Annotated in this window: 21 protein-coding genes; 11 read left to right on the forward strand and 10 right to left on the reverse strand. The window is 59.1% G+C overall.

The window, feature by feature from the left end; translation table 11 throughout:
- The first annotated feature begins 37 nt into the window (after positions 1-37).
- Positions 38-466 (forward strand): hypothetical protein, encoded by a 429-nt coding sequence (locus ACTG1P_RS20390; protein ID WP_440002091.1) that lies wholly within the window; start codon positions 38-40, stop codon positions 464-466.
- Positions 467-521: 55 nt separating this feature from the next.
- Here ACTG1P_RS20390 and ACTG1P_RS20395 read toward each other — a convergent pair whose 3' ends face one another.
- Positions 522-1,424 carry a LysR family transcriptional regulator gene (locus ACTG1P_RS20395; RefSeq protein WP_005334412.1) on the reverse strand — a complete coding sequence of 301 codons (903 nt, stop codon included), beginning with the start codon at positions 1,422-1,424 and terminating at the stop codon, positions 522-524.
- A 109-nt stretch (positions 1,425-1,533) separates the two neighbouring features.
- Between ACTG1P_RS20395 and ACTG1P_RS20400 the strand changes: the two genes are divergently transcribed.
- From ACTG1P_RS20400 to ACTG1P_RS20415, 4 genes are all read left to right on the forward strand, one after another.
- Entirely contained in the window at positions 1,534-2,094 is a 561-nt protein-coding gene (locus tag ACTG1P_RS20400; protein WP_005334411.1) for a YceI family protein, read from the forward strand.
- Positions 2,094-2,831, forward strand: coding sequence for a hypothetical protein (locus ACTG1P_RS20405; RefSeq protein ID WP_440002092.1), 738 nt, complete (start codon positions 2,094-2,096; stop codon positions 2,829-2,831). Before ACTG1P_RS20400 ends, ACTG1P_RS20405 begins: the two co-directional genes overlap by 1 nt.
- Before the next feature lie 199 nt (positions 2,832-3,030).
- Positions 3,031-4,155, forward strand: coding sequence for an adenosylhomocysteinase (locus ACTG1P_RS20410; protein ID WP_005361782.1), 1,125 nt, complete (start codon positions 3,031-3,033; stop codon positions 4,153-4,155).
- Between the two features lie 78 nt (positions 4,156-4,233).
- Entirely contained in the window at positions 4,234-4,542 is a 309-nt protein-coding gene (locus ACTG1P_RS20415; RefSeq protein WP_184233252.1) for a SelT/SelW/SelH family protein, read from the forward strand.
- Between the two features lie 114 nt (positions 4,543-4,656).
- Here ACTG1P_RS20415 and ACTG1P_RS20420 read toward each other — a convergent pair whose 3' ends face one another.
- Together ACTG1P_RS20420 and pepT are read right to left on the reverse strand one after the other, a co-directional pair.
- Positions 4,657-6,366, reverse strand: coding sequence for a lysophospholipid acyltransferase family protein (locus ACTG1P_RS20420; RefSeq protein WP_440002093.1), 1,710 nt, complete (start codon positions 6,364-6,366; stop codon positions 4,657-4,659).
- A gap of 212 nt (positions 6,367-6,578) precedes the next feature.
- Positions 6,579-7,802 (reverse strand): peptidase T, encoded by a 1,224-nt coding sequence (pepT, locus tag ACTG1P_RS20425; RefSeq protein WP_440002094.1) that lies wholly within the window; start codon positions 7,800-7,802, stop codon positions 6,579-6,581.
- Positions 7,803-8,816: 1,014 nt separating this feature from the next.
- On the opposite strand from pepT, the gene speA reads away from it, so the two are divergent.
- Complete coding sequence (gene speA, locus ACTG1P_RS20430) at positions 8,817-10,718, forward strand: biosynthetic arginine decarboxylase (protein WP_005344160.1); 1,902 nt, start codon at positions 8,817-8,819, stop codon at positions 10,716-10,718.
- A gap of 84 nt (positions 10,719-10,802) precedes the next feature.
- On the opposite strand, the gene ACTG1P_RS20435 is transcribed toward speA, so the two are convergent.
- The 4 genes from ACTG1P_RS20435 to ACTG1P_RS20450 form a co-directional block, all read right to left on the reverse strand.
- The gene (locus ACTG1P_RS20435; protein WP_069555381.1) at positions 10,803-11,327 is read right to left on the reverse strand and encodes a hypothetical protein; all 525 of its coding nucleotides are present in this window, start codon (positions 11,325-11,327) and stop codon (positions 10,803-10,805) included.
- Positions 11,324-13,306, reverse strand: coding sequence for an alkyl/aryl-sulfatase (locus ACTG1P_RS20440; protein ID WP_440002095.1), 1,983 nt, complete (start codon positions 13,304-13,306; stop codon positions 11,324-11,326). The genes ACTG1P_RS20435 and ACTG1P_RS20440 overlap by 4 nt, the downstream gene beginning before the upstream one ends.
- 104 nt (positions 13,307-13,410) lie before the next feature.
- Positions 13,411-14,172 carry a hypothetical protein gene (locus tag ACTG1P_RS20445; RefSeq protein ID WP_440002096.1) on the reverse strand — a complete coding sequence of 254 codons (762 nt, stop codon included), beginning with the start codon at positions 14,170-14,172 and terminating at the stop codon, positions 13,411-13,413.
- A gap of 241 nt (positions 14,173-14,413) precedes the next feature.
- Positions 14,414-15,352 (reverse strand): LysR substrate-binding domain-containing protein, encoded by a 939-nt coding sequence (locus ACTG1P_RS20450; protein WP_069555379.1) that lies wholly within the window; start codon positions 15,350-15,352, stop codon positions 14,414-14,416.
- Positions 15,353-15,611: 259 nt separating this feature from the next.
- Here ACTG1P_RS20450 and ACTG1P_RS20455 point away from each other — a divergent pair, with 259 nt between their 5' ends.
- On the forward strand, positions 15,612-15,800 hold the full coding sequence (locus ACTG1P_RS20455; protein WP_005334402.1) for a hypothetical protein: 189 nt from the start codon (positions 15,612-15,614) through the stop codon (positions 15,798-15,800).
- An 80-nt stretch (positions 15,801-15,880) separates the two neighbouring features.
- On the opposite strand, the gene ACTG1P_RS20460 is transcribed toward ACTG1P_RS20455, so the two are convergent.
- The 3 genes from ACTG1P_RS20460 to ACTG1P_RS20470 all read right to left on the reverse strand — a co-directional run bounded on the left by ACTG1P_RS20460 (position 15,881) and on the right by ACTG1P_RS20470 (position 19,931).
- Positions 15,881-16,168, reverse strand: a complete 288-nt coding sequence (locus ACTG1P_RS20460; RefSeq protein ID WP_021229329.1) for a hypothetical protein — start codon at positions 16,166-16,168, stop codon at positions 15,881-15,883.
- 267 nt (positions 16,169-16,435) lie between these two features.
- Complete coding sequence (locus ACTG1P_RS20465; protein WP_440002097.1) at positions 16,436-18,442, reverse strand: methyl-accepting chemotaxis protein; 2,007 nt, start codon at positions 18,440-18,442, stop codon at positions 16,436-16,438.
- A gap of 193 nt (positions 18,443-18,635) precedes the next feature.
- On the reverse strand, positions 18,636-19,931 hold the full coding sequence (locus tag ACTG1P_RS20470) for a hypothetical protein (RefSeq protein WP_440002098.1): 1,296 nt from the start codon (positions 19,929-19,931) through the stop codon (positions 18,636-18,638).
- Between the two features lie 251 nt (positions 19,932-20,182).
- Between ACTG1P_RS20470 and ACTG1P_RS20475 the strand changes: the two genes are divergently transcribed.
- The 4 genes from ACTG1P_RS20475 (at position 20,183) to ACTG1P_RS20490 (ending at position 23,338) form a co-directional block, all read left to right on the forward strand.
- The gene (locus tag ACTG1P_RS20475; protein WP_005344164.1) at positions 20,183-20,566 is read left to right on the forward strand and encodes a Rid family detoxifying hydrolase; all 384 of its coding nucleotides are present in this window, start codon (positions 20,183-20,185) and stop codon (positions 20,564-20,566) included.
- Positions 20,567-20,588: 22 nt separating this feature from the next.
- Entirely contained in the window at positions 20,589-21,878 is a 1,290-nt protein-coding gene (locus ACTG1P_RS20480) for an L-cysteine desulfidase family protein (RefSeq protein ID WP_440002099.1), read from the forward strand.
- A gap of 64 nt (positions 21,879-21,942) precedes the next feature.
- Complete coding sequence (locus ACTG1P_RS20485; RefSeq protein ID WP_005334376.1) at positions 21,943-22,596, forward strand: helix-turn-helix transcriptional regulator; 654 nt, start codon at positions 21,943-21,945, stop codon at positions 22,594-22,596.
- Between the two features lie 154 nt (positions 22,597-22,750).
- On the forward strand, positions 22,751-23,338 hold the full coding sequence (locus ACTG1P_RS20490) for a histidine phosphatase family protein (protein WP_440002100.1): 588 nt from the start codon (positions 22,751-22,753) through the stop codon (positions 23,336-23,338).
- Positions 23,339-23,355 lie beyond the last annotated feature (17 nt).

The following is a 23,355-nucleotide window of genomic DNA, read 5'->3' on the forward strand; positions in this document are numbered from 1 at the left end:
ATGCGGCGCAGTCTAGTGGAATATAACGGGTAATCCAATGACGAAAACGATTTTATTTGGTGAGGGTGAGGTTCGTCAGAATCCTGTTCTGCTGGATCTCAACGCACTCTATCATCCCCCCAAGCAGCCGATGACGGCGCTGGGGATTGTCAGTGCGCTGGTGCCGCTGTTTGGTTTCGGTTGGCAGGCGATGACCCAGGACCCCGAAACCCAGCTGCGCCACGAGATCCGCAAACGGGTCAACAAGCACAAGACCGACGAGGCAAACCTCATTTTAATCCTGCAGCTGGCCGCCATGTTTGACTGCCCCGAGCTGGAGGTGGCGCTCCCCTATGCCCTCAGTGAGCCGCAGTTGTCGGTTGTCCGCACTCGGCTGCCACGCTGGCAGTTAAGCCTCGAGCAGGAGCGTCTGCTAGCCAAGCTCACCCTTGTTGCCGCATCCACCACCGCACCCGACCAGCGTTAGGTTTCAATCCGGGCCTGCAGGCCTGACATTCAGGCCGGACAGTCTGCTCTGGCAATCAGGTCGGCGCATCCCACTGTTGCGGGGCGAGATAGCGCTCCTGCACGAACTCGATAAAGCAGCGCACCTTGGCTGAGACGAAGCGGCGGTGCGGATAGACCGCATAAAGTCCCACATCTCCCTTGTCCCACTCTGGCAGCAGGCTGACCAGCTGCCCTGACCGCAGGGCCTCCCCCACGATAAAGGTGGGCTGTAATATGATGCCCTGATCATCACAAGCGGCGCGGGTCAGCGCCACCCCGTTGTTAGCCCGCAGCGGCCCCTGTGGCCGGATGCTCTGCTGCTCGCTTCCCCGTTTGAAGTGCCACTCCGGCTGGGTCAGGGTGTAGATCAGACAGTCGTGCTGCTTGAGATCCTCAGGCTTTTCCGGTCTGCCCTTGCGTGCCAGATAGGCGGGGCTGGCGCAAAGCTCGACCCGAATGGTGGCAAGCTGGCGCGCCACCAGCGAGGAGTCGCTGAGGTGGCCGATCCGCAGAGCCAGATCGAACCCCTCTTCCACTAGCGCTACCCGCCGGTCGCTGTACTCGATATCGAGCTTGAGATCGGGAAAGCGCTGGCGAAACAACGGCAGGGCGGGGGAGAGGTGCAGATAGCCAAAATCCATCGGCACCGAGAGCTTGAGGGTGCCGTTCGGCTGCTGGTTGTGGTGGGTCAGCTGGCTGTGAGTCTCTTCCAGCTCAGCCAGCAGGGCGAGGGAGCGCTGATAGTAGAACTGCCCCGCTTCGGTGGGATTGACCTGACGGGTGGTGCGCGACAGCAGCCGGGTGGCGAGGGACTCCTCCAGCTGCTGCATCAGTTTGGAGGCCATGGCGACCGAAATGCCGAGCTGGTTGGCGGCCTTGGTAAAGCTCTGGCACTCCACCACCTTGATAAAGGTACGCATGGCGGCGATCTGGTCCATTTTCCATCCTCAGTAAATAATGAATTTAATAAATCACTGATTATTCATCTTCAGAACGAGGTTAGCATTTTAACCACTGATGTGAACCCCAAGATGAAGGAACGAACGGATGAAAATGACCAAGGCTCTGCTGGCCTCCTGCCTGTTTATGGCTACCCCTCTGATGGCGGCGGATTATGATGTGGATGCGGCGCACACCACAGTGCAGTTCAAGGTGGGTCACTTGGGCTTCTCCGAGCTGGTGGGTCGCTTCAACACCTTCAGCGGCACCTTCAGCATGGATGACGCCAACCCGGCGGCCGCCAAGGCAAGCTTTGAAGTGGATGCCGCCAGCGTCGATTCTAACCACGAAGCCCGCGACAAACACCTGCGCAGTCCTGACTTCCTCGACGTGAAGCAGTATCCCAAGATGACCTTCGTCAGCTCCGCTTACGAGGGCACCAAGGATAAAGGCGTGCTGAAAGGAACCCTGACCCTGCACGGCGTCTCCAAGGAAGTGGCCTTCGATCTGGTCAAAATTGGCGAAGGCAAGGATCCCTGGGGCGGCTACCGCAGTGGCTTCAACGCGTCCACCACCATCAAGCGCAGTGACTTTGGCGTGAGCTACATGCTGCCCGGCATTCCGGACGAGATGAACATCAACCTGTTTGTCGAAGGCGTGCGCAAGTAATGGGCGCGGAACTTCTGCTGCAAACCCTGGCGGCTCCTCTGGGAGCCGCTTTGCTATCGTGGCGCTGGCCGCGACTGGGTTATCTGTGGGGCGCGCTGGCGCTCTGGTTGGTGGGATCCTTGCTTGGCGGCCTCTATGGCATCCCGGCCAAGGCGTGGCAGTGGCTGCCACTGACCCTGCTGGTGCCCGCCATTGCGGTTCAGGTGAACGACCTGCGCGGCTCGCTGCTGCTTTTTGCCGTGTTCAGTGCGCTGGTGTGGTGGCAGGGATTGGCCTCGGTACTGGTGAGCGAACCCGGGATCTGGCTGGCGCTACTACCCGCTATCCTCTGGTTTGGCTGGAGCGCCTTGCGCTGTGACAGCCGCGAGGGGCTCGGGTTTGCTCTCGGTTTTATCTGGCTGGCGCTGGTGATCGGCATCGATGGCAGCCTGCTGATTGCCCAGCTGGCCGGTGCGCTGGCCGCTTTCGCCGGTTTTCGCGCCCTGCTCGCCACCTTTGTTGGTATCAAGGTGGCACCCGCCGGTCTGGCGCTGGCCCTCGCTTTTGTCCAGATGCTCGCCTGGCAATATGTGGAGGTGCCGCTGGTGGTGTTGCTGCCGGTCTGGTTGCTGCCGCTGCTGGAGTGGTTTTTGCGTGACAAACCGTGGCCAGTGCGTTGGGGCGCACAGATCCTGTTCGCCGCGGCGGGAGCTGGGCTTAGCCTATGGTGGGTGTGGCCTGCTGCTTCTTTGTACTGATTTTTGCATAAAAAACAGGCTATTACAGTGATTTTTGCATACTCGCTCATACTCTTGGCAGATAATCATTGAGCCCCCTATGTGTTTCAGATAAAAAGGCTTTTCATTTTATTTTTGACACAAACAGAACCCGGCTGCGCCGGGTTCTGTTTGCCTGCTTTGCGGCACACTCTCTCGGGGCAAATTAAGGAGGCCACAGTTGCGCAGTCAAGGATCTGAGCATCTGTTTTTTCGCCATTTCACCGGACAGGGACGCATCGATGGCCTCTGCATTCTGCTGGTCACTCACCTGCTTCCCGATCGCCCCCGTTTTATCGACGCTCTAGGTCAGATTGGGCGGATAGGCGCGATTTTGCCCAAACCGAAATCGGTACACGGCCCGACCCTGGAGTGGGTATCCCAACACTATCCGGTGCTGCCCCTCAACCGGCGCTGGACCAATGAACCAGACAGCATCATCCAGCAGATTGCGCCGCTGGTGGCCCCCCACGAGCGGTTGCTGATCCTCGATATTGGCGGTTACTTTGCCAAAACCCAGGTGATCTTGAGTGAATACTTCGGCCCCCGTTTCCTCGGGGTGGTGGAGATGACCGAGAACGGCCACCAGCGCTATGAGCAGGAGGTGCTGGCGACCCCGGTGGTGTCGGTGGCTCGCAGCCCCCTCAAGCAGGCCGAGGATATCCAGATTGGTTTGAGCGTGGTCTACTCCGCGGAGTCGCTGGCGCGCAACCTCAACCGTACCTTCAACGTCTGCGAAGCCGTGCTGTTTGGCTATGGCAAGGTGGGGCGCAGCATCGCCCGCGACCTGCGCTGTCGCAACCTCCATCTCGGGCTGGTGGAGACCGATGTGCTGCGACAGGTCGAAGCGCTCTCTCACGGTTTTCGCTTGATCACCAAGGCTGAAGCCTTGAGCCGCGCCGAGCTGGTGATCTGCTCTACCGGCAACGGCTCGCTGGACCTGGCGGATCTGCAGGCGCTGCGCCCCGGCACCATGGTGGCCTCGGTCACCTCGGCTGACGACGAGTTCGCCTTCTCGCTGGCCCAGTTGCCGTGGCCGAGCGAAGAGGTGTGCCCCCATGTGCTGGCCCTCAACCGGCCGGATGGCACCCAGATCTACCTGCTCAACCGGGGCGAGGCGGTCAACTTCGTTCATGGCGCCGTGATTGGCGAATATGTCTATCTGGTGCTGGCGGAGATCATGGAAGGGATCCGGATGCTGGCGGCAGGCCCTCTTGCACCCGGCCTGTTCGAGCTGCCAGAATCGGCGATGCGTACCATTGCCCGCCATTGGCTGGCCGATTTTCATGGGGTTGATCAGCACTGATTTGACCAAACCGGGGTCGGCCATGGGGTGGCGGTACGCTACTTCCCGCCATTGGCCGCTTTTTTTATGGAGTCACTCATGACCGAGTCTGGAACCCTGATCAGCAAACCCCGCATCGAAATCCGCTACTGCACCCTCTGTCGCTGGATGCTGCGCGCCGCCTGGCTGGCGCAGGAGTTGCTCTCCACCTTCGACAGCGATCTGGGAGAGGTGGCGCTGGTGCCAGCCAGCAAGGGGGAGTTCCGCATTCTGGTGAACGGGGTGCAGGTGTGGGATCGGGTGGTCGATGACGGCTTCCCCGAGGCCAAGGAGATCAAGCAGCGGGTGCGCGATGTCATCGCCCCTGAGCGGGATCTCGGCCACTCGGATCGCAAGGCGGCCGAGTAACGCCAGATGGGCCGAGCGCCTCGAAAAGGTGCTGAGCATGAGAGCGAAAGGAGAGGGAGGCCATGGCCTCTCTCTCCTTTTTTGCCTTTGGCTGTTTGCCTGGCGCCTGCAGGGCTATGAGCGCGGCTCGGCCAGATGGCTGCCGATATAGCGGGCCCGCTTGTGGGACTTGATGCGGCTCACATCGACCCACACCAGCCCGTCGATGCAGTGGTTGAAGTCGGGGTCGATGCCAAAGTCCATGAACTGGACGCCGCCCGGCTCGCACAGCTCGGAGTACTGCTTGTAGAGGGTAGGGATGGCGCAGCCCAGATTGTCGAGACGGGCCTTGAGTGCTTTGAGATCGGCGCCGTAATCCACCCCCTCGAACAGAGGTTGCGTCTTGGGGTAGGGACGGCGGGAGGGGGCCAGCGCCAGCTCGGGGGCAAAGTGCTGGCGGTAGAAGCTCACCAGCAGATCCTTGGCCGCCGGCGGCAGGCTGCCGGAGAGCGACACCGGGCCAAACAGGTAGCGGTAGCGGGGATAGCGGGCCAGATAGGCACCGATGCCGAACCAGAGATAATCGAGCCCCCGCTTGCCCCAGTAGGCGGGCTGGATAAAGCTGCGGCCAAGCTCGATGGCCTGCTCCAGCCGGGGCAGCAACTTATCCTCGAAGCCGAACAGGGTGTGGCTGTAGAGGCCATCCTTCCCCTTGCTGGCCAGCAGCTCCGCCACCGGGGCGAACCGGTAGGCGCCGATGATGTCGAGCCGGGCCGGATCCCAGAGGATCAGGTGGTGATAGTCGTTGTCAAAACCATCGAGATCCCGCCGCTTGCCAGACCCTTCCCCCACCGCGCGAAAGGCGATCTCCCGCAGCCGCCCCAGCTCGCGCAGGATCACCGAGTGGCTCAGTTCGTGGCGGCGGTAGAGGTAGATCCCCTGACCATCCGGGGTGGTGCCGAGCTGCTCGCAGCTTTCGATGGCCTGTTTGAGTTGGCGGCGATCCTCCGGCAGGGCGATGGGGGCCTCGGTCTGCAGGCGCCCCGCCTTGCCACGGCCAATCCGGTAGAGGTGGTTGCGCACCAGCCGCGCCGCCGTCTTGGCGGGCAGCTCCTGAAAACTGCCGAGCGGAATGCGCGCTCCTATGGTCACCGGCAGGGTCTGCCCCTGCTGGCGAAACAGCTGGCGCACCAGCAATAGGGCGGAGGCGGGCTTGTTGAGCCAGGAGGCGAGATAGAACCAGAGGCTGTTGCGCCCTCCCAGATGGATGGGCACCAGCGGGGTGCGGGTGCGCTGGGCCAGCTTGATAAAGCCTGCCTGCCAGGGGCCATCTTTCACCCCCTTGAGGCCAAGCCGGGATACTTCGCCTGCGGGGAAGATCACCAGTGCCCCTTCATGGGCTAGGTGTTCGTTCATGGCGAGGATGGCCTGTCGATCGGTCTTGCCCTCCATATTGTCCACCGGCAATAGCAAAGGGCGCAGCGGCGCGAGCTGGGCCAGCACCTGGTTGGCGACGATCTTCACATCGGGACGAATGCGGCCGAGCAGTTGCAGCAGCGCCAGTCCATCCAGCGAGCCGATGGGATGGTTGGCAACAAGAATGACCCGGCCGCTGGCGGGAATATGCTCCAGTTGTGCCTCGCTGACCCGATAGTCGAAATCGAGCTGGGTCAGCGCCTGCTCGACAAAGTCGAGGCCGCGCAGGTGCGGGTAGCGGGCGGCAAAGTCGGCAAAGGCATGTTCGTTGAGCAGCCAGCCCAGTAGCCGCTTGAACAGCGGGGTAAGCAGGGGGTAGCCAAGCAGGCGGGGGAAGTGCTGAGTCAGCAGGGTATCGATAGTGAACATCTGGAGGGCTCCGGCGATCCGTTGCTCCCAGCATGATGTGACACTGTTCCCGCGACGTGTCAGCGGGATGACAGTTTGATGGCAGCGGCAGCCAATTGCTTCTGAGCGACTCTCCCCGGTTTCCCTTTCCTGATGGGTGATGGCCAGATAGCAAGGGAGGAACTGGTAAACCGGCTCCCCCCTTGGTGGTTGTGGTAAGGATAGCTACCCGATTAACCGCGCCAGGCGGCGGTGAGGCGCACCAGCTCCACTAGGGTGGCGACCGATTTTTCCATGGATTGCAGCGGGATGAACTCGTGCTTGCCGTGGAAGTTGTGGCCACCGGTGAAGAGGTTGGGGCAAGGCAGACCCATAAAGGAGAGGCGGGCGCCATCGGTGCCGCCGCGAATGGGCTTGATCTTCGGCACCACGTCGGCGGCCTCCATGGCGGCCTTGGCCAGCTCGACGATATGCATGTGCGGCTCGATTTGGCTGCGCATGTTGCGATAGCTGTCGGTCAGGGTCAGCTCGATGCGGGCCTTGGGATGCTCGGCCTGCAGGGCGGCGACCCGGCTCTGCATCTCGGCCTTGCGCGCGGCGAAGTGCTCGTCATCGAAGTCACGGATGATGTAGTGCAGGGTGCTCTCCTCCACTGTGCCGCTCATCTGGGCCAGATGGAAGAAGCCCTCATACCCTTCGGTACACTCCGGGGTCTGCTCGGCAGGCATGGCGGCGTGAAAGCGGGCAGCCAGGGTCTGGCTGTTGATCATGCTCCCCTTGGCGGTGCCGGGGTGGACGTTATTGCCGATAAAACGCACCGTGGCGCTGGCGGCGTTGAAATTTTCATACTCCAGCTCGCCCAGTTCGCCGCCATCCACTGTATAGGCCCACTTGGCCGGGAATCTCTCCAGTGGGAACAGGTTGGCACCGCGGCCAATCTCTTCATCCGGGGTGAAGCCGACCCAGATATCGCCGCGCGGGATCTCGGGATGGGCCTGCAGGTGGTCGATGGTGGTGAGGATCTCGGCGATACCCGCCTTGTCGTCGGCGCCAAGCAGGGTAGTGCCATCGGTGGTGATGAGATCCTGACCCAGATAGTTTTTCAGGAAGCGGTAGTCACGGATGGCGAGCACCTCGTCACCCTTGCCAAGGCAGATGTCGCCGCCCTGATAGTTTTCGATGATTTGCGGTACTACGTGCTCCGCCTCGTAGTCGGCGGTGTCCATGTGGGCAATCAGGCCGATGGCGGGGGCGTCCGGCTGGTTGCCTGGCAGGCAGCCGGTGAGGTAGCCGTGCTCATCCAGAGTGACCCGGGTTAGCCCCAACGCCTTCATCTCTTCTTGCAGGGCACGGGCAAAGATCAGCTGGCCTTCGCTGCTGGGGCAGGCTGGATTGGTCTCATCGGAGCGGGTATGAAAAGTTACGTAACGCAGAAAACGCTCAAGCAGGGTATCCATTAGTCAGCCTCTAACCGATTGTGAGCGGTCATTGTGGCCAATCCGTGCGGGGCACTCATTGCGTCAGCGCAGGTTTTTCCCATTTTTTGACGCAAGGGAAGAGCGGCGAATGTGCGGCGCGCGGGGCAACGTCCGGGAGGGAGAACGCATAAATGTGGCATTTATTACGATATTTAGGCGCTGGCGGTGGCGACCAAATTTCCCTCAGCCACCGCACAGTAAGGCGTCAGCCCAACCATGGCGTTTTCGCACACTTTTCAAGTGGGAATCGGGCTGTCGCATAACCTGCGCCATCCCAGAGCCTGCCTGCCCGCCAGCAAGATTTGATCGACTTATTAAAAGGGGATTTTGAACACTATTTTTTATTGTCACTGCCTGCGGTAAGTGTGTACACTCCGCGCCGATCCAAGGGCAACCCTGAAGCAGGCAGAGCCGCCAGAAACCCGACCGATCATACGCCTATAGGGCGAGGCACGCAGAAACGACAGACACTGCTGGGGAATGGTTTCTTTAATACCGGTTAGGCTCCGGTATCAGGGAGAACAACAGACTCTCATCCTTCATTTGACCGAGTGGGCCACCGGCTCATCATCTTCCCTTGTCATGGGCGGTCACTGACGGTGAGGTGGGCTGTGGTTGTTGTCGTCTATCAACACGCATGCGTGCTGGCGCCTTCGCTTCTCTTCCTTGGAACCCTCTCCTTCTGTCGGGATCGCTGCCGAATGATGAACTGACGGCGTGGCTGATGTCGTCTGTCATCAAAGTACCGCGGCGCTACGGCATAGTGGCACCGCATACCGTTGAGCTTGATGTAAAGCCACCAGCCCCACATCAAGACTCGTTACTTCCCCAAGATCCACCAGGCAGCCTCTGGCTTGCCGCGATGTGCAAAGGATTGGTTTGGGTGGCTGCGTCTCGTGATGGCAGCGCTCGCCGTACTCTGCACTAGATGGTCTGGATGTGATTGAGGGTAACGAAGGCGACTTTGGGTCGCTCATTTGCGAGGCATAGCCCATGACTAACTGGTCCAGCAAGGACTCCTTGAAGGTCTACAACGTTCCCTACTGGGGTGCGGGTTTTTTCAATATCAATGACGCCGGTCATGTGACCGTCGCCCCCGACAAATCACGCCCTGACGCGCATATTGTGCTCTCTGACGCCATCGAACAGTTGCGTCAGTCCGGGCTGACCACCCCCGTGTTGCTGCGCTTCCCCGACATTCTCAAGAGTCGGGTCGATGCGCTGTTCAACGCCTTCGGTCAGGCCATCGAGAAGTCAGGCTATGAAGGGGACTACCTCTGCGTTTATCCGATCAAGGTAAACCAGCAGCGTCGTGTCATCGAGACCATCAGCCAGTCCTACAGCGACAAGCCCCGGCTTGGCCTGGAAGCTGGTTCCAAACCGGAACTGCTGGCCGTGCTGTCCCATCACCATGAGCAAGGCTCGGTGATCGTCTGCAACGGTTACAAAGACCGCGAATATATCCGCCACGCTCTGCTGGGCAACCTGATGGGCCACAAGGTCTACATCGTGGTGGAGAAGCCCTCCGAGCTGGAAATGGTGCTGGACGAGTCAGCTCGTCTCAACATCAAGCCCAACATCGGGGTGCGTGCCAAGCTCGCTTCCACCGGCTCCGGCATGTGGGAATCGAGCGGCGGATCCATGTCCAAATTTGGTCTCTCCGCCTCCCAGATCCTGGCGCTGATCGAGCGTCTGCGTGGGCTGGGCAAGCTGGATTGCCTGCAATTGCTGCACTTCCATCTGGGCTCCCAGATCGCCAATATCCGCGACATTCAGGGCGGCATCCGCGAGTGCGGCCGTTTCTACGCTGAACTGCGTCGCCTCGGTGCCAACATCGAAGTCGTGGACGTCGGTGGCGGCCTGGGTGTGGACTACGAGGGAACCCGTTCCCAGAGCCACTGCTCCGCCAACTACAGCCTCTCCGAGTACGCCAACAACGTGGTATGGGGCATCGGCGATGTCTGCCGCGAGTTCGATCTGCCGCACCCGACCATCATCAGCGAGTCTGGCCGTGCCCTGACCGCCCACCACGCCGTGCTGGTCACCAATATCATTGGTGCCGAAGGGGTGGAGATGAACGACATCAGCGCGCCGGACGAAGATGCACCGACCATTCTGCAGAACATGTGGAAAGGCTGGCTGGATCTGCGCAGCGAAGATCCCTCCCTGCTGGAGATCTTCCATGACTCGGTGGCAGATCTGGGTGACGTGAATACCCAGTACACCATGGGCCTCTTGAACCTTGAACAGCGTGCCTGGGCCGAGATGCTGCACCAGAACACCTGTCTGGCACTCAAAGAGATGCTCAATCCGGTCAACCGCAACCACCGTGCGCTGGCTGACGAGCTGAGTGAAAAGCTGGCGGACAAGTGCTTTGCCAACTTCTCCCTGTTCCAGTCCCTGCCGGATGCCTGGGGTATCGGTCAGGTATTCCCGGTGATGCCGCTGGCGGGTCTCGATCGTCCGCTTAGCCGTCGCGGCATCCTGATGGATATCACCTGTGACTCCGACGGTCAGGTCGAACACTACGTCGACGGTCTGGGGGTCGAGAGCACCCTGCCGATGCCGGTTTATGGCGAGAACGAAGAGTGCCATGTCGGCTTCTTCCTGGTCGGCGCCTATCAGGAGATCCTCGGCGATCTGCACAACCTGTTCGGTGACACCCACTGCGCGGAAGTGTGGCTGGACGAAGAGGGCAAGATGGACATTCGCAACGTGGTGCGCGGCGACACCGTCGACCAGCTGCTGCGTTACGTCAACATCGATCCGTCCGTGATCCGCGAAAACTACCAGCGGATCGCCGCTCACCCGGCGCTGGACGATGCCACTCGCAAAGCCCTGCTCGACGAGCTGGAGCTGGGCCTGCAAGGCTACGCCTATCTGGAAGACGAATAAGCGCCCGCGCTTGACGTTCGCCGTGAAGGCATAGAAAAGGGAGGCATTTGCCTCCCTTTGTTCTATCTGTTCTTCCTGTGGCGGTCAGGTCTGCGAGCTCAGAGCCTTGTGCAGATCTCGCTGCAACTGCTGGTTGTCGTCTCTTTGCAGCTCCACAATACCCAATTGCAGTCCCTGCTCGATGGTAAGCGACCCATTCAACATGGCGTTGATGGCGGCTTCACTCAGCAGCATCACCCGGTCTTTTGGGTTTGGGCCGCTGGTGTGCAGCTGGAGCAGTAGGGACTCCTTGCCTCGTACTCTGGACCAGAGTCCTGAGTCGATAAGCAGGATGGAGATCCCGCCGCCTACCCCTGCCTGCTGGAGTCGACTTTTGAGAGTTTGGAGCCACGCCTGGCTGCGTGAGAAGCCGGCTTCGCCTGTCAGGGCTGCCAAGGGGGGCAACTGCTCACGGCTCACCGCAGTCGCCGTGGCCATGGCAATATTGACTGTGCCGGGCCAGCTCTGTTCGAACGGATTGGGATAAAGGGCATCATAACCACAGCTCTGCCCCATCCCGGGGATGAGGCAGAGCAGGACCATGCATGCGCGCAAGGAGCGTTGCATCATGGCGTCACTATGTTGAACCAGAAGTTGAACTTGTCGAGCAGCGTGACGAAGTCACTGAACTTCTGCTGATCACCCTCGATCTTGATCTCGCCGCTGGCGATCTTCTGCTCCATGGTGCCCTGACCGAGCTGGATATCATCCAGCGTCTTCTTGCTCAGGGTAATGGTCACATCAGGCTTGGCTGCATAGCGGGTGGTGTGGTTCAGCACCGCGTTCTCCAGACTCAGGGTATGTTTCTCCCCGATGTCGGTGAACGCCATGTTGATGACCATCTTCTTGCCCGCCGCTTTCTCGGGATTAATGCGCACCGAGAGATAGTCAAACAGCATGCTGGGACTCATGGCCCGGATGGTATCCGGCGAGGCGGTGACTGTTCCGCCAACGTTAGGAACGCCATTGCGCAGCTCATAGGCGCCTTGCAGATAGACGGAGCGCCACGGGCCGGATTCAGCCTGATAGCCCAGCTGCTCCAGTGCATCTGCCAGCAGCAGCTTGCCCTCTGTGTTGTTCGGGTTGGCAAACACCAGATGCTTGAGCACTTCTGCTACCCAGCGATATTCCCCCTTGTCGAACGAGGCCTTGGCTTTTTTCAGTACCTCCTGCTCGCCCCCCATGAACTCGATATATTTGGGACCGACCATTTCCGGTGGCAGGTTGTCGAGATCGGAGGGGTTGCCGGAGTACCAGCCCATATAGCGCTGATAGACGGCACGGCTGTTGTGGCGCAGGGTGCCGTAGTAACCGCGGTTCGGCCAGAAGTTGTTGAGCTCGGGGGGGAGGGTGATCTGCTCGGAGATCTCCTCGCCGGTATAGCCCATGTTCATCAGGCGCACCGACTGGTCATGGATGTATTTGTAGAGGTCACGCTGCTTTTTGAAGTAGTCAACGATGTTGGCATTGCCCCAGCGTGGCCAGTGGTGGCTCTGGAACTTGACCTCGGCCTGATCACCCCAGGTTTCGATGGTCTCGTTGAGAAAGCTCGACCATTTCAGTGCATCGCGCACTTGGGCACCGCGCAGGGTGAGGATGTTGTGCATGGTGTTGGTGGTGTTTTCGGCCATCCACAATGCTTTGCTGTCCGGGAACCAGGTGTTCATCTCGGCCGGAGCTTCGGTGCCCGGGGTCATCTGGAAGACCATCTTGACGCCATCGACCGTCAGCGTCTCACCGGTTTTGGTGATAAAGCGGGTCGGCAGCAGCAGCGAGGGCACGCCGGCGGAGACGGTCTGCCCCAGACCGCCGTTCACGCTGCCCTGGGCATTGCGCGGCAGCAGGGCGCCATACATGTAGACGGCGCGGCGGGCCATGGCATTGCCGGCGATGACGTTCTCCGACACCGCGTGTTCGGTAAATCCTTCCGGGGCGATGATCTCGACGCCGTTCTTTTTCACCTCGTCCAGCGAATTGAACAGGCCAGCGGCACCGCCGTAGTGATCTACGTGGGAGTGGCTGTAGACCACCGCGGTGACCGGGCGCTCCCCTTGAGTCTTGTTGATGAAGGCCAGCGCCGCCTTGGCGGTTTGCGGGGAGATCAGCGGATCGAACACCACCCATCCCTTGTTGCCTTCGATAAAGGTGATGTTGGAGAGATCAAAGCCGCGAATTTGGTAAATCTTGTCGGTGACCTTGAACAAGCCGTACTGCATGTTGAGCTGGGCGTTGCGCCACAGGCTGGGGTTGACGGTGTCAGGGGATGCCTTGTCGAGCCCGATGTAGGTCTTGTACTGCTCCAGATCCCACACCACGTTGCCCTTGTCATCCTTGATGGTCAGGGTCTCCGGTTTGGCGATAAAGCCACGCTTGGCATCCTCGAAATCCTGCTTGTCATTGAAGGGCAGGTTGGTGAGCACCTGCTGGTTTGCCTTGATGGTAAATTCGCTAGCCGGTTTGGGATTGATGACTGCCCAGGCGGGTTGCAGAAGCAGGGTGCCGGACAGCAATAAAGTGACGACCGTGGGTGCTGAAAACCTTGGTTTCATCAGAGTTACTCCAGAGGTAGTGGTGTTGGGCGGCAGGGCTAAGTGTAGTCAGGAGATTGCAGCCTGCCGTATTTGAAATTGCCAGGCATAATTGGCAAGGTGTGTCAGAACTGGTAGTTGAACTCCAGTCGATAGGTGGCCTCCTCAATTCCGGAAATATTGTTCCAGTTGATGAAAGTTCTGAAGTTAAGTCGCCCTGAATATTGATAGGAGAGTGCGAGTTCGTGATACAGTGCGGCACTTTCGCCATCACCAAAGGCGTTTTCTTTATAAAACTCTGAGCCTGAAAGGGTACTGGCAAACATAGGGTTGTAATTCAACCACCACTTTTCATTAAGAGTCAGTTTGCTATACATGCCGACGAGATAAAAAGTGCCAGGAATGGTATAACCGGCATCGATCTGTTTACGATTGCTATCAATATATTGATTCATTGATATATTGGCACCAATTCCAGCCAGAGGATATAGCTGAAGCGGGCCCCAGGCAGGCAGTGATTTAATCAGGCTATAGGAGACTGAGGCGTTCTGCTCGGCCAGATAACTTTCATCAAAGTTGTAGATGATATCCAGTTGGGTGCCGAGGCCACTCTCGGTGTTGATGGTGAAATTGCGCAGCCGCAGGCTGTCGAGGGAATTGTCACGATTTTGATGATCAGACCAGCCCAGGCCTTCACCCATGACTCCTTTTGCCTCGATGATATTCATAGCCCGTTTGTTTTGGCTACCGCTGTCATATTGGTTTCCGAATTTCAGATTGAGACCATCGTCGCTAATGCCGCTTCCCCATTGGCTATATACCGCAAGTGGGTCAGACATATCCTGTAATGATGCCGAATTGTCTGGTGATTTGGCGATGGCAGGCATAGCTATCCCTATACATAGGGGCAGGAGTATTTTTTTCATCATGTTGTGGTGTTTTTATTTTGGTTGGTGAATGAGTGTCATCAGAAATGTGATTAATCGATGACGTTGATACGACATCAATTAATAGTGTGGCATCTGACAATCATCTTTATATAAGAAAGAGAGGATGCATCACTTTTTACACGCAGTTAGCGTAACGTGTTCGGCATCCCCGATCATTGCAGTTCGCAATAATCAATCGTTAAGCAGGCGTTAAACCATAGCGATTGGGTTCAGCTGTGGTGAGAAGTTGTAACTGTTGAATAAGCCAGCTGAGTGCGGGGTCTCGTTTTGCACTCTGATGCCAGTTGATGTAGACGGGGCAGGGGGCTGAGTCCCAGGGGAGAGGAAAGTCCTTGAGGGCAAGTGGCTGGCGCATCATGGCCAGATGCCATTGGCTGGTGACACAGAGCCAGTCGGTCTGACTGACCAGAGAGAGCGCTGTCAGCAACGCGTTGCTTTCATAGGCGATTTTGCGTGGTGACAAGTTCTTGCTGGTCAGGCTGCGGATCACCCAGTCATCTTTGCGTCTTACGTCCCATACCACGTGTTCTTCAGCAAAGAAGGTTTCGAAATCGAGCTGATGTTCAATGCGGGGATGGGCTGCACGGCACACCACTCTGAGCTCCAGATTCAGCAGTGGCTGATTCAAAAAGCCGCTCTCTTCCAATGCTGTGCTGGCCAGTATCAGGTCGATATTGTGCTGGCGAAGGGCTTGCTGGCGAAGGTGCTCCTCATAGAGCCCGGGGACTGATTCGACGCGGCAGTGAGGTGCTGTTGCGGCGAGATGGGCAAGGAGTCTGGGTAGCAGGAGCAGATCCAGATCCGGATGGCTGGCGATGCGAAAGACGCGCTGACTGGTGCCGGGATCAAACTCCTGATTGAGTTGCAGGGAGCGCTCCATGGTATTGAGGGCTGTGCGGATCTCCCTGTGCAGGGCGAGGGCCCGGCTGGTTGGAGTGATCCCGCGCCCTTCCCGTAGAAATAGTGGCTCGCCAATCTGGTCGCTAAGGCGGCGAATGGCCTGGCTTATCGCCGCAGGGGTCATATCCAGGCTGCTGGCTGCTGTTGATACCCCTTTTTCGGTCATGACGCGATCGAAGATCCGAAAAAGGTTGAGGTCTATGTGTGGACTCGCCATCAAGTCATCCTGTTTTTATTCCGTTTACCCGGTATGTTGGTAAAACAGCCGATATCTTCCATTGTTGCTGTCATGACTGACGGGAAGCTTAACAGCTCTAAAACAGCGTCATTACTTATCATGATTCAAGCTGTTGCGAGCATCCTTTCAGTTTCTTGATAGACGTCGTTACACATCTTGATTTGTATCAAGATACTCGGCCGTCGGTTGTCTTACGGTCAGGAGTGATGTTGATGGGATGTAACAAAAGGATGTGTATATGGAACTGAAAAGGGACCCGAGATGCTATACCGACGTCTGTATCGACGGTAAGTGGTATCACTACGACCACTGCAGCACCAACGTCTACATGCTGATGGGGGGCGCTGCGCCGAGCCTTCAGCTGGCCTATGAGCCGAGCAGCGAAGAGGAGCTGATCGAGATGCTCCAGCAGCTGGGGCGCTTCTGACTTACCGAATTGATGTCTTGCCATATGGCCATCGGGCACGTTGCCACGATGGCCACCACTCTTCATCGCTGCACCTAATCTCAGCGGGTTTTATTGCCCAATAACCCCTTGCCAATCTCCAGCATGGCGACGGCCGCGGCGTAGCTGCTATCGGACTTGCCTATCTCGTCCGCTACATAAAGAAAATTGGACTGGTACTTCTCGACAGCCTCTCGCGGACTGGTTGCGTCAATAAAGTCTTCCTCCACCTCGAATCCTTGGGTCAGCAGTGCCGCCTTTTCACTCAGAAAAGTCGGAGATGCCATGTCGATAAAGGTGTATTGCTGCCGATTGGACGCCGGAATGGTAAAAAACTGGTATCTGGCCATGGGTAAATCCTCGCTTGAAGCGGGTGATAGATGACGTGACGCTGGTTTTAATCTGTGGCTCGCAGGCGGCTTGCTTGCCTCGACGTCGTAGACAGTGCGTGTCGGGAATGCCGCGTTTTGTTTTCGTTCGAGACTACTTTGTTGGCGTTTGCCCGGCAAGTGGGCCGCAGAGATTTTCTGGATGATCCGTGCAACTGAGATGTTGTGGGGAGATGCGAGACCGGGATAATGCCGGGCTCACGTTGAGCCCGGCTTGTCAGCGCTCTGCTACAGCACGAAGCTCTGTACCATGGCGCGCAGTTGTTCGGTGAGCTGGTGGATCTGGCGGGCGGCATCGCGGGCGGCGTTGGCCACTTGCAGTGCCTCGTCGCTGCCATCGGAGATACGCACCACGTTGCGTTCGATCTCGTTGACCACGGCGCCCTGCTGCTCGATGGCGCTGGCGATGATGGCGTTGGTATCGACCATTCGGTCCACCTTCTCGGTGATGGCGCCGAAAGCCTGTTTTGCCTCCTGCGCCAACCCGACCCCCTCCTGCGCTTCATGGCTGGCCGCCGACATGGCGGTGACCGAGGCGCGGGCGCCGGATTGCAGCTGTTCAATCATCTGCTGGATCTCGACGGTAGCCCCCTGGGTGCGGTTGGCAAGAGACCGCACCTCGTCGGCCACCACCGCAAAGCCGCGACCCTGCTCACCGGCCCGGGCCGCTTCGATCGCGGCGTTGAGGGCCAGCAGGTTGGTCTGTTCGGCGATGCCGCGGATCACGCTGATGACGCCGCCAATCTGGCTGCACTGCTGCTCCAGCTGACCTATGGTGTCGGCGGTACGCAGCACCTCGCGGTTGATATGGTCGATGGCCTTGATGGTGCGCTCCACCACATCCTCGCCCTGACCGACTACATTCTGCGCCTCCTGCGTCATGCGGGCGGCTTGCAGGGCATTGCCCGCCATGTCCTGTGAGGTGGCGGCCAGCTCCTTGATGGCGGTGGCGACCTGATGGGTCTCCCCTTGCTGATCGGCAATCACCTCCTGCGAGCGGCAGGTGCGCGCTTCGATCTCGGTGGCGCTCTCCACCACGGTGACGCCATTTTCTCGCACTCGCAGCATCAGGGTGCGCAGGGTCTCCAGCGTCACGTTGTAATCCCGGCTGATGGCGGCCAGTTCGTCCTGACCGACGATCTCGATATGCTGGCTAAGATCCTGGGCGTTGACCCGGGCGGCAATATCACGCACCCGCCCCACGGTGTCGCGCAGGGAGAGATAGGCGCCGATCATCAGGTAGAGGTAGAGCAGCAAGCTGACGGTCAGCGGCGCGGTGACCCACCAGAAGTGGCGCTGGTTGGCGGCCAGCCGCTGATGCAGGTCGGCCTCCAGCCGCTGGCGTACCTGGCCTGCCAGCGCGGTGATAGCCTCGTCCATCTTATCCCCCAGTGCCTGCACCTCCTTGGTGGAGAGTTGCACCAGCTGATCCTTCATCATCTTGTTTTCCATGGTCTCGACCCCCTGACGCACCAGTTGCATCAGGGCATCGGTCTGCTGACCCAGCTCGGTGCGGTAGGCCGGTTCGATCTGGTAGAGCAGGGTCAGATCGGCCTCCAGCTCCTGCAGGGTGGCGCTGATAAGGTCAAGACGAAAACGCAGGCCGCTGTAGCCCTCGGCCTGAAACAGGCCGAAATCGGCGATGGTGGCGGCGCGATCCCGCACCTGAGCCAGCAGATCACGCAGCTGCGGCAACCGTTCGCTGGCGAGGATCACCATGTAGTAGGTGCCGAGCGCCGGATCCTGGATCAGGCTGCTACTGGCGGTAATGTGCTTGTAGAGGTGGCGCACCTCGGTCAGCAGCTTGTCGTGGCGCAGGTTGCTCTGCTCCACTTCCAGCTTGCCCGCTTCACTCTGCAGGGCGGCCCAGCCCTGCTGGATCACCTCAAAGGAGGGATTGTTCTGGCGGGTGTCGGCAAAGGCTTGCAGGCTCAGATCAACTGTTTGTGCAGCTGCCTTGACCTGATCATCACCGACCGGATCCACCTCATGGGCGTGACGGGTTACCAGATTGCGATGGGTGAGCAGGGCCTGCTCGATAGCAGGCACGGGGGTGAGATTGACCACTCCCGCCAGCTCGCGGTTGGCCTGGACGTTGTCATCCTGCAGCCGCCCCAGCAGATTGGTCATGCTGTAGGCCAGTGGCAGCAACATCAGGCAGGACCAGAGCAGGAATTTGTATTTGAAGGAGAGCTGATTGCCCAGCCGGATGGCGGGGTTGAAAATCCATTTCATGTTAAGCCTCGATACCTGAGTGCGGGCGTGATTCGTGTTGCCTGAATAGTACTCCGAGCGGCCTCCCTTGGGTGATGGCCGGTTGCAAGTTGTGATCCCCTTGGCTTTTTACTTCCGGGCGGGGGCGCCGTCAGCCGCACCAATAGAAAACGGGCCACCCGAAGGTGACCCGCGGTCGATAAGGGGACACCGATCAGTTGAACGCCAGGAAGGGCGAGACGCAGAGCAGCAGGCCGGTGACGATGATGATGTAGAGGGAGGTGCCCTTGTACTTGTGCAGCGCCGGTACCTGATAGACCAGATAGGCAGGGATGAGACAGCCCACCATGCCGAAGATGGGGCTGCAGATGGAGGTGAAGCTCAGTACCGGTGCGTTGAGCACGATAGCCCCCCAGGAGAGCATGACGGTAAACACCATGATGCCCTTACCCACCAATCCTTTGTTGATGCGGTTTTCCGGCATGACGCGGCGCAGCAGGTTCATCGCCAGACCCTGACAGGCTTCACGAAAGCCCAGATAGACGCCGAAGTAGGCGGTCATCACCGCAAAGATGTTGAGGGTGAGGCTCAGGAGCTTGAGGGTCTGGCCGGGCATCCCTTGGGCCACCATGGCCAGCGCAGAGATGTTCTCTTCGGAGGCTTTGACCGCCTGCTCGTGACCCATGGCCAGGGTGAAGGAGACCGCGTAGAAGAACACCACCACGAACAGGATGCCGAAGGCGATATTCATGGCGCGCATCGCCTTGAAGCGAGCCACTTCCAGCGACTTTTCCCGCGAGCGGTAGGAGATCACCATGGGGCTCAGGCTCTGGATAAAGAGGATGGAGGTGAGGGTAAAGGGGAGCATGATGATGGCATCCTTCATCCAGTCTCCGGCGGCGGGCATGGCGGTGATGTTGGCCGCATCCCACTTGTCCACCATCATCAGGCCGAGCACGGCCACCACGCTGATCTTGGTCAGCACCATAAAGGTGGAGATCTTGAACAGCAGGTTTTCGCCGCGCGAGGCCAGTGCCACCAGACCGCAGATCAGCACCAGACCGTAGAGCGGGTTTTCGGAGAGCAGGCCGTCGGTGACGCCGAAGCTCTGCAGGAAGGAGGCGCTGTCATTGGTGATGGCGGTGGAGTAGACGAAGACCCAGATCACCAGCATCACGAAGTAGAGCGCGCCGAGCAGCACACCCCAGTTCTTGCCGAGGTAGCCGGTGATGACGCTGGGGTAATCCTTGCACTCCGGCGAGGTGGCCAGGGTGTTGATAAAGAGGCGCTGGAACATGTACATGGCGGGGTAGCCGATCACTGCCGAGAGCAGAAAGACCCACAAGCCCATCAGACCCACCTGTACCGGCAGGAAGACGATCCCCGCGCCGATGGCCATGCCGATGCTCATGATGATCCAGCCCCAGTCGGTGCTGTCGAAGCGAACCGCTTCTTTCCATTCCAGCGTGCCCATCGCGGGGCTGGCGAGTGTAGTGCTATGCGCGTCCATTAAAACCTTCTTTTTTGTAGGGATGTGGGAAAGCGGCGCAAATATAGTTGAATGAAACTGTCATAAACAATGCCCATAAGAGTACTTTTGTTCAAATCAGGATGGTGATCACGGTTTATATTGAGGCCGAAAGGTGCCTTTAAACGCCATTTTTGTATCTTTTTGTTGAATGGATAAAATAAAAAGCAAATAATGTTGAACGGAATGAGATTCATGATTGCAAAAAAAATTGCACAAACAGGAGTGGCTATATGAAACGCATCATCACGGCAGCAGCGGCACCTGACGCTATCGGTCCCTACAGCCACGGCACTGCCTATGGCGACCTTATCTTTACCTCCGGTCAGTTGCCGGTCTGCAAGCAGCAGGGTGGTGTGGTGGAAGGGGGGATTGCCGCCCAGACCCGCCAGTCACTGGAAAACCTGAAATCCGTGCTGGAAGCCGCGGGCGGCTCGCTGGATACCGTGCTCAAAACCACCTGCTACCTCGCCGAGATCAGCGATTTTGCCGCGTTCAACGAGGTCTATAAAGCCTATTTCCAGAAAGATTGTCCGGCGCGCAGCTGCTTCGCAGTGAAGGATCTGCCGATGGGTGTCAAGGTTGAAGTGGAAGCGATCGCCCATATCGCTCGTTAATGCTGATAAAAAGGTTCAAGTGATGAAACAAGCGTGGCAGCAGTATCTGCAGATTATTCAACAGGTTGTCAAACCAGCGCTGGGTTGTACCGAGCCAATCGCCGCTGCCTATGCCGCGGCTGTCGCCACCCGGCAACTGGGCTGTGAGCCCGGTCGCCTCGAGGTTGCGGTGTCGGACAATCTCTATAAAAACTCGATGGGTGTTTATGTGCCGGGCACCGGCAAGATCGGTCTGGCCATTGCGGCCGCGGCCGGTGCCATCGGCGGCAACGCCGATGCCGGGCTGGAGGTGCTGGCCGCGATCCAGCCAGCACAGGTGGATCGTGCCCAGCAGATGATCGATGCCGGCAAGGTGCAGGTGAGCCGCACCGCCGCCCCCGAGTTTATCTTCTGCCGCGTGACCGTTTATGGCACTGATGACAAGGGTGAAGAGCACAGTGCCGAAGTGACCCTCTGCGGCGGCCATACCCGCATCGTCGAGCAGCGCCGCGATGGCGAGGTGACCTTCACCGCCGATCAGAGCCAGGGTGGTGCCACCGGTTCCATCTGCGATGGCGTCGATATCAGCATCGCCGCCATCTACGAGTTCGCCACCCGGGTGGAGTTCGAGCAGATCAGGTTCATCCTCAAAGCCTCCGAGCTTAACGGCAAGCTCTCCGCCGAGGGGATGAACAACCCCTATGGCCTGGAGATTGGCCGCACCATGCAGCAGAACATCAATGCCGGTCTTATCGGCGAGGATGTGATGAACCGCATCGTGATGATGACGGCGGCTGCCTCCGATGCCCGCATGGGGGGCGCGACCCTGCCAGCCATGAGCAACTTCGGCAGTGGCAACCAGGGCATTGCCGCCACCATTCCGGTGATGGTGATTGCCGAGCGTTTTGCGGCCAGCGAAGAGCAGCTGGCTCGAGCCCTCATCATGAGCCATCTGGGCGCCATCTATATCAAGTCCCACTATCCGCCGCTGTCGGCCTTCTGTGGCAATACCGTGACCAGCGCGGCTGCCTCCATGGCCATGGTCTATCTGGCGGGCGGCAGCTTCGAGCAATCCTGCTTCGCCATCCAGAACGTGCTGAGCGACAGTGCCGGTATGGTATGTGACGGGGCGAAAGCCTCCTGCGCCATGAAGGTGAGTACCTCCTCCGGCGCGGCGGTGCGCGGCTTCCTGATGGCCCTCAACAGTCACTCGGTGTCGGGGCAGGGGATCGTCGCCGGTGACGTGGATCAGACCATCCGCAACGTCGGCCAGATGGTGAAGGAGGGCATGTCTGCCACAGACAGCACCATTATTGATATCATGTCCGCCTGATGTCCCTGTCGGTTGCTGCCCGGCGCCCATTGTCCGGCAGCAACCCTTGCAAGAAGGTCCCATTGTGAAGCTGCAAGAGTTGAGTCCGAGCGATTTTGAGATCCTCAAGTCGATGGAGAACATTGTGGACGGCATCGCCGCCATGTATGGCCAGCACACCGAAGTGCTGCTCCACAGTCTGGATGCGCGCAATCCCTCGATCGTCAAGATTGCCAACGGCCATATCACCGGCCGCAGTGTCGGCGCCCCCATCACCAACCTGGCGATGATGAAGCTCAAGAGCGGGCAGGATATCTCCAGCCCCTACATGACCAAGTGTGCCACCGGCAAGACGCTGCGCTCCATCACGACCGTGATCCGCAACGGGGAGCACAGGGCCATCGGTTTGCTCTGCATCAACAGCGACATGGATGCTCCGCTGCAATCCGTGCTGCGCACCATGATGCCGGAGTGCATGCATCCCCACGAGAGCCATGCCACCCCGGAGGTGTTCGCCCGCAACATCGACGAAGCGCTCAACAGCACCATCGATACCGTCAGTGCCGAGGTGCGCGGCAACGAGGCGGTGCCCCCGTCCCAGAAGACACGGGTCATCGTCAACCAGCTGCACGACATGGGGATCTTCGAGTTAAAAGACAGTGCCCAGATCGCCGCGCGCCAGCTCGGGATCTCGGTCCACTCCATCTACCGCTATCTGCGGGAGATCAAGAAGGGCTGAGCCGGTCTAATCTGGCCAAATTAGCAGCAAACGGGTCAGCCTTGACCCGTTTTTTACGCCCGTTTTAGCCTCTCTGTTTGGGCCGTCCTTCGGGCTCATCTGCTATCATATTCCCCCTTCATTTTTCTATCTCTCTGAACGTGCTGGAGAAATCATGTCTCGACTCATCTATCTGCTGCGCCACGGCCAGACCCGCTTCAATGCCGAGCAGCGTCTGCAGGGGCGTTGCAACTCCGATCTGACCGACAAGGGCGAGGCGCAAGCCATCGCCATGGGGCGGCGCCTTGCCGCCGAACTGGCGGATCCCGCTCGCTGGACCGTCTATGCCAGCCCGCTCGGGCGTGCCCGTCAGACTGCGCTGCTGGTGTGCGAGCAGCTTGGGCTGACGGCAGATCGCATCGTCTGGGACGATCGGTTGATGGAGCTGGGGATGGGGGAGTGGGAGAGCTGCCAGATCCCGGCGCTGCGGCTCGCTCATCCCGAGCTCGATACCGGCAAGGGGGACTGGTATCTGCAGGCCCCGGGAGCGGAGAGCTTCGAGAGCATTCAGCGCCGGGCACACCAGTGGTTGCAGGATCCTGCCATCGCCGAGCGGGCCATCGTCATCTCCCACGGCCTGCTTGGTGCCATGTTGCGTGGCGTCTATGCCGATCTCGACTATGAGGTGACCTGGTCACAGGAGTTGCCGCAAGATGCCTTCTATAAGCTGCAGGATGGCCACATCACTCGCATTGCTTGCTAGTTTCGTGGACGTTGCCG

The sequence above is a fragment of the Aeromonas sp. 11P genome (assembly GCF_051920165.1).
GTDB lineage: Bacteria > Pseudomonadota > Gammaproteobacteria > Enterobacterales > Aeromonadaceae > Aeromonas > Aeromonas veronii.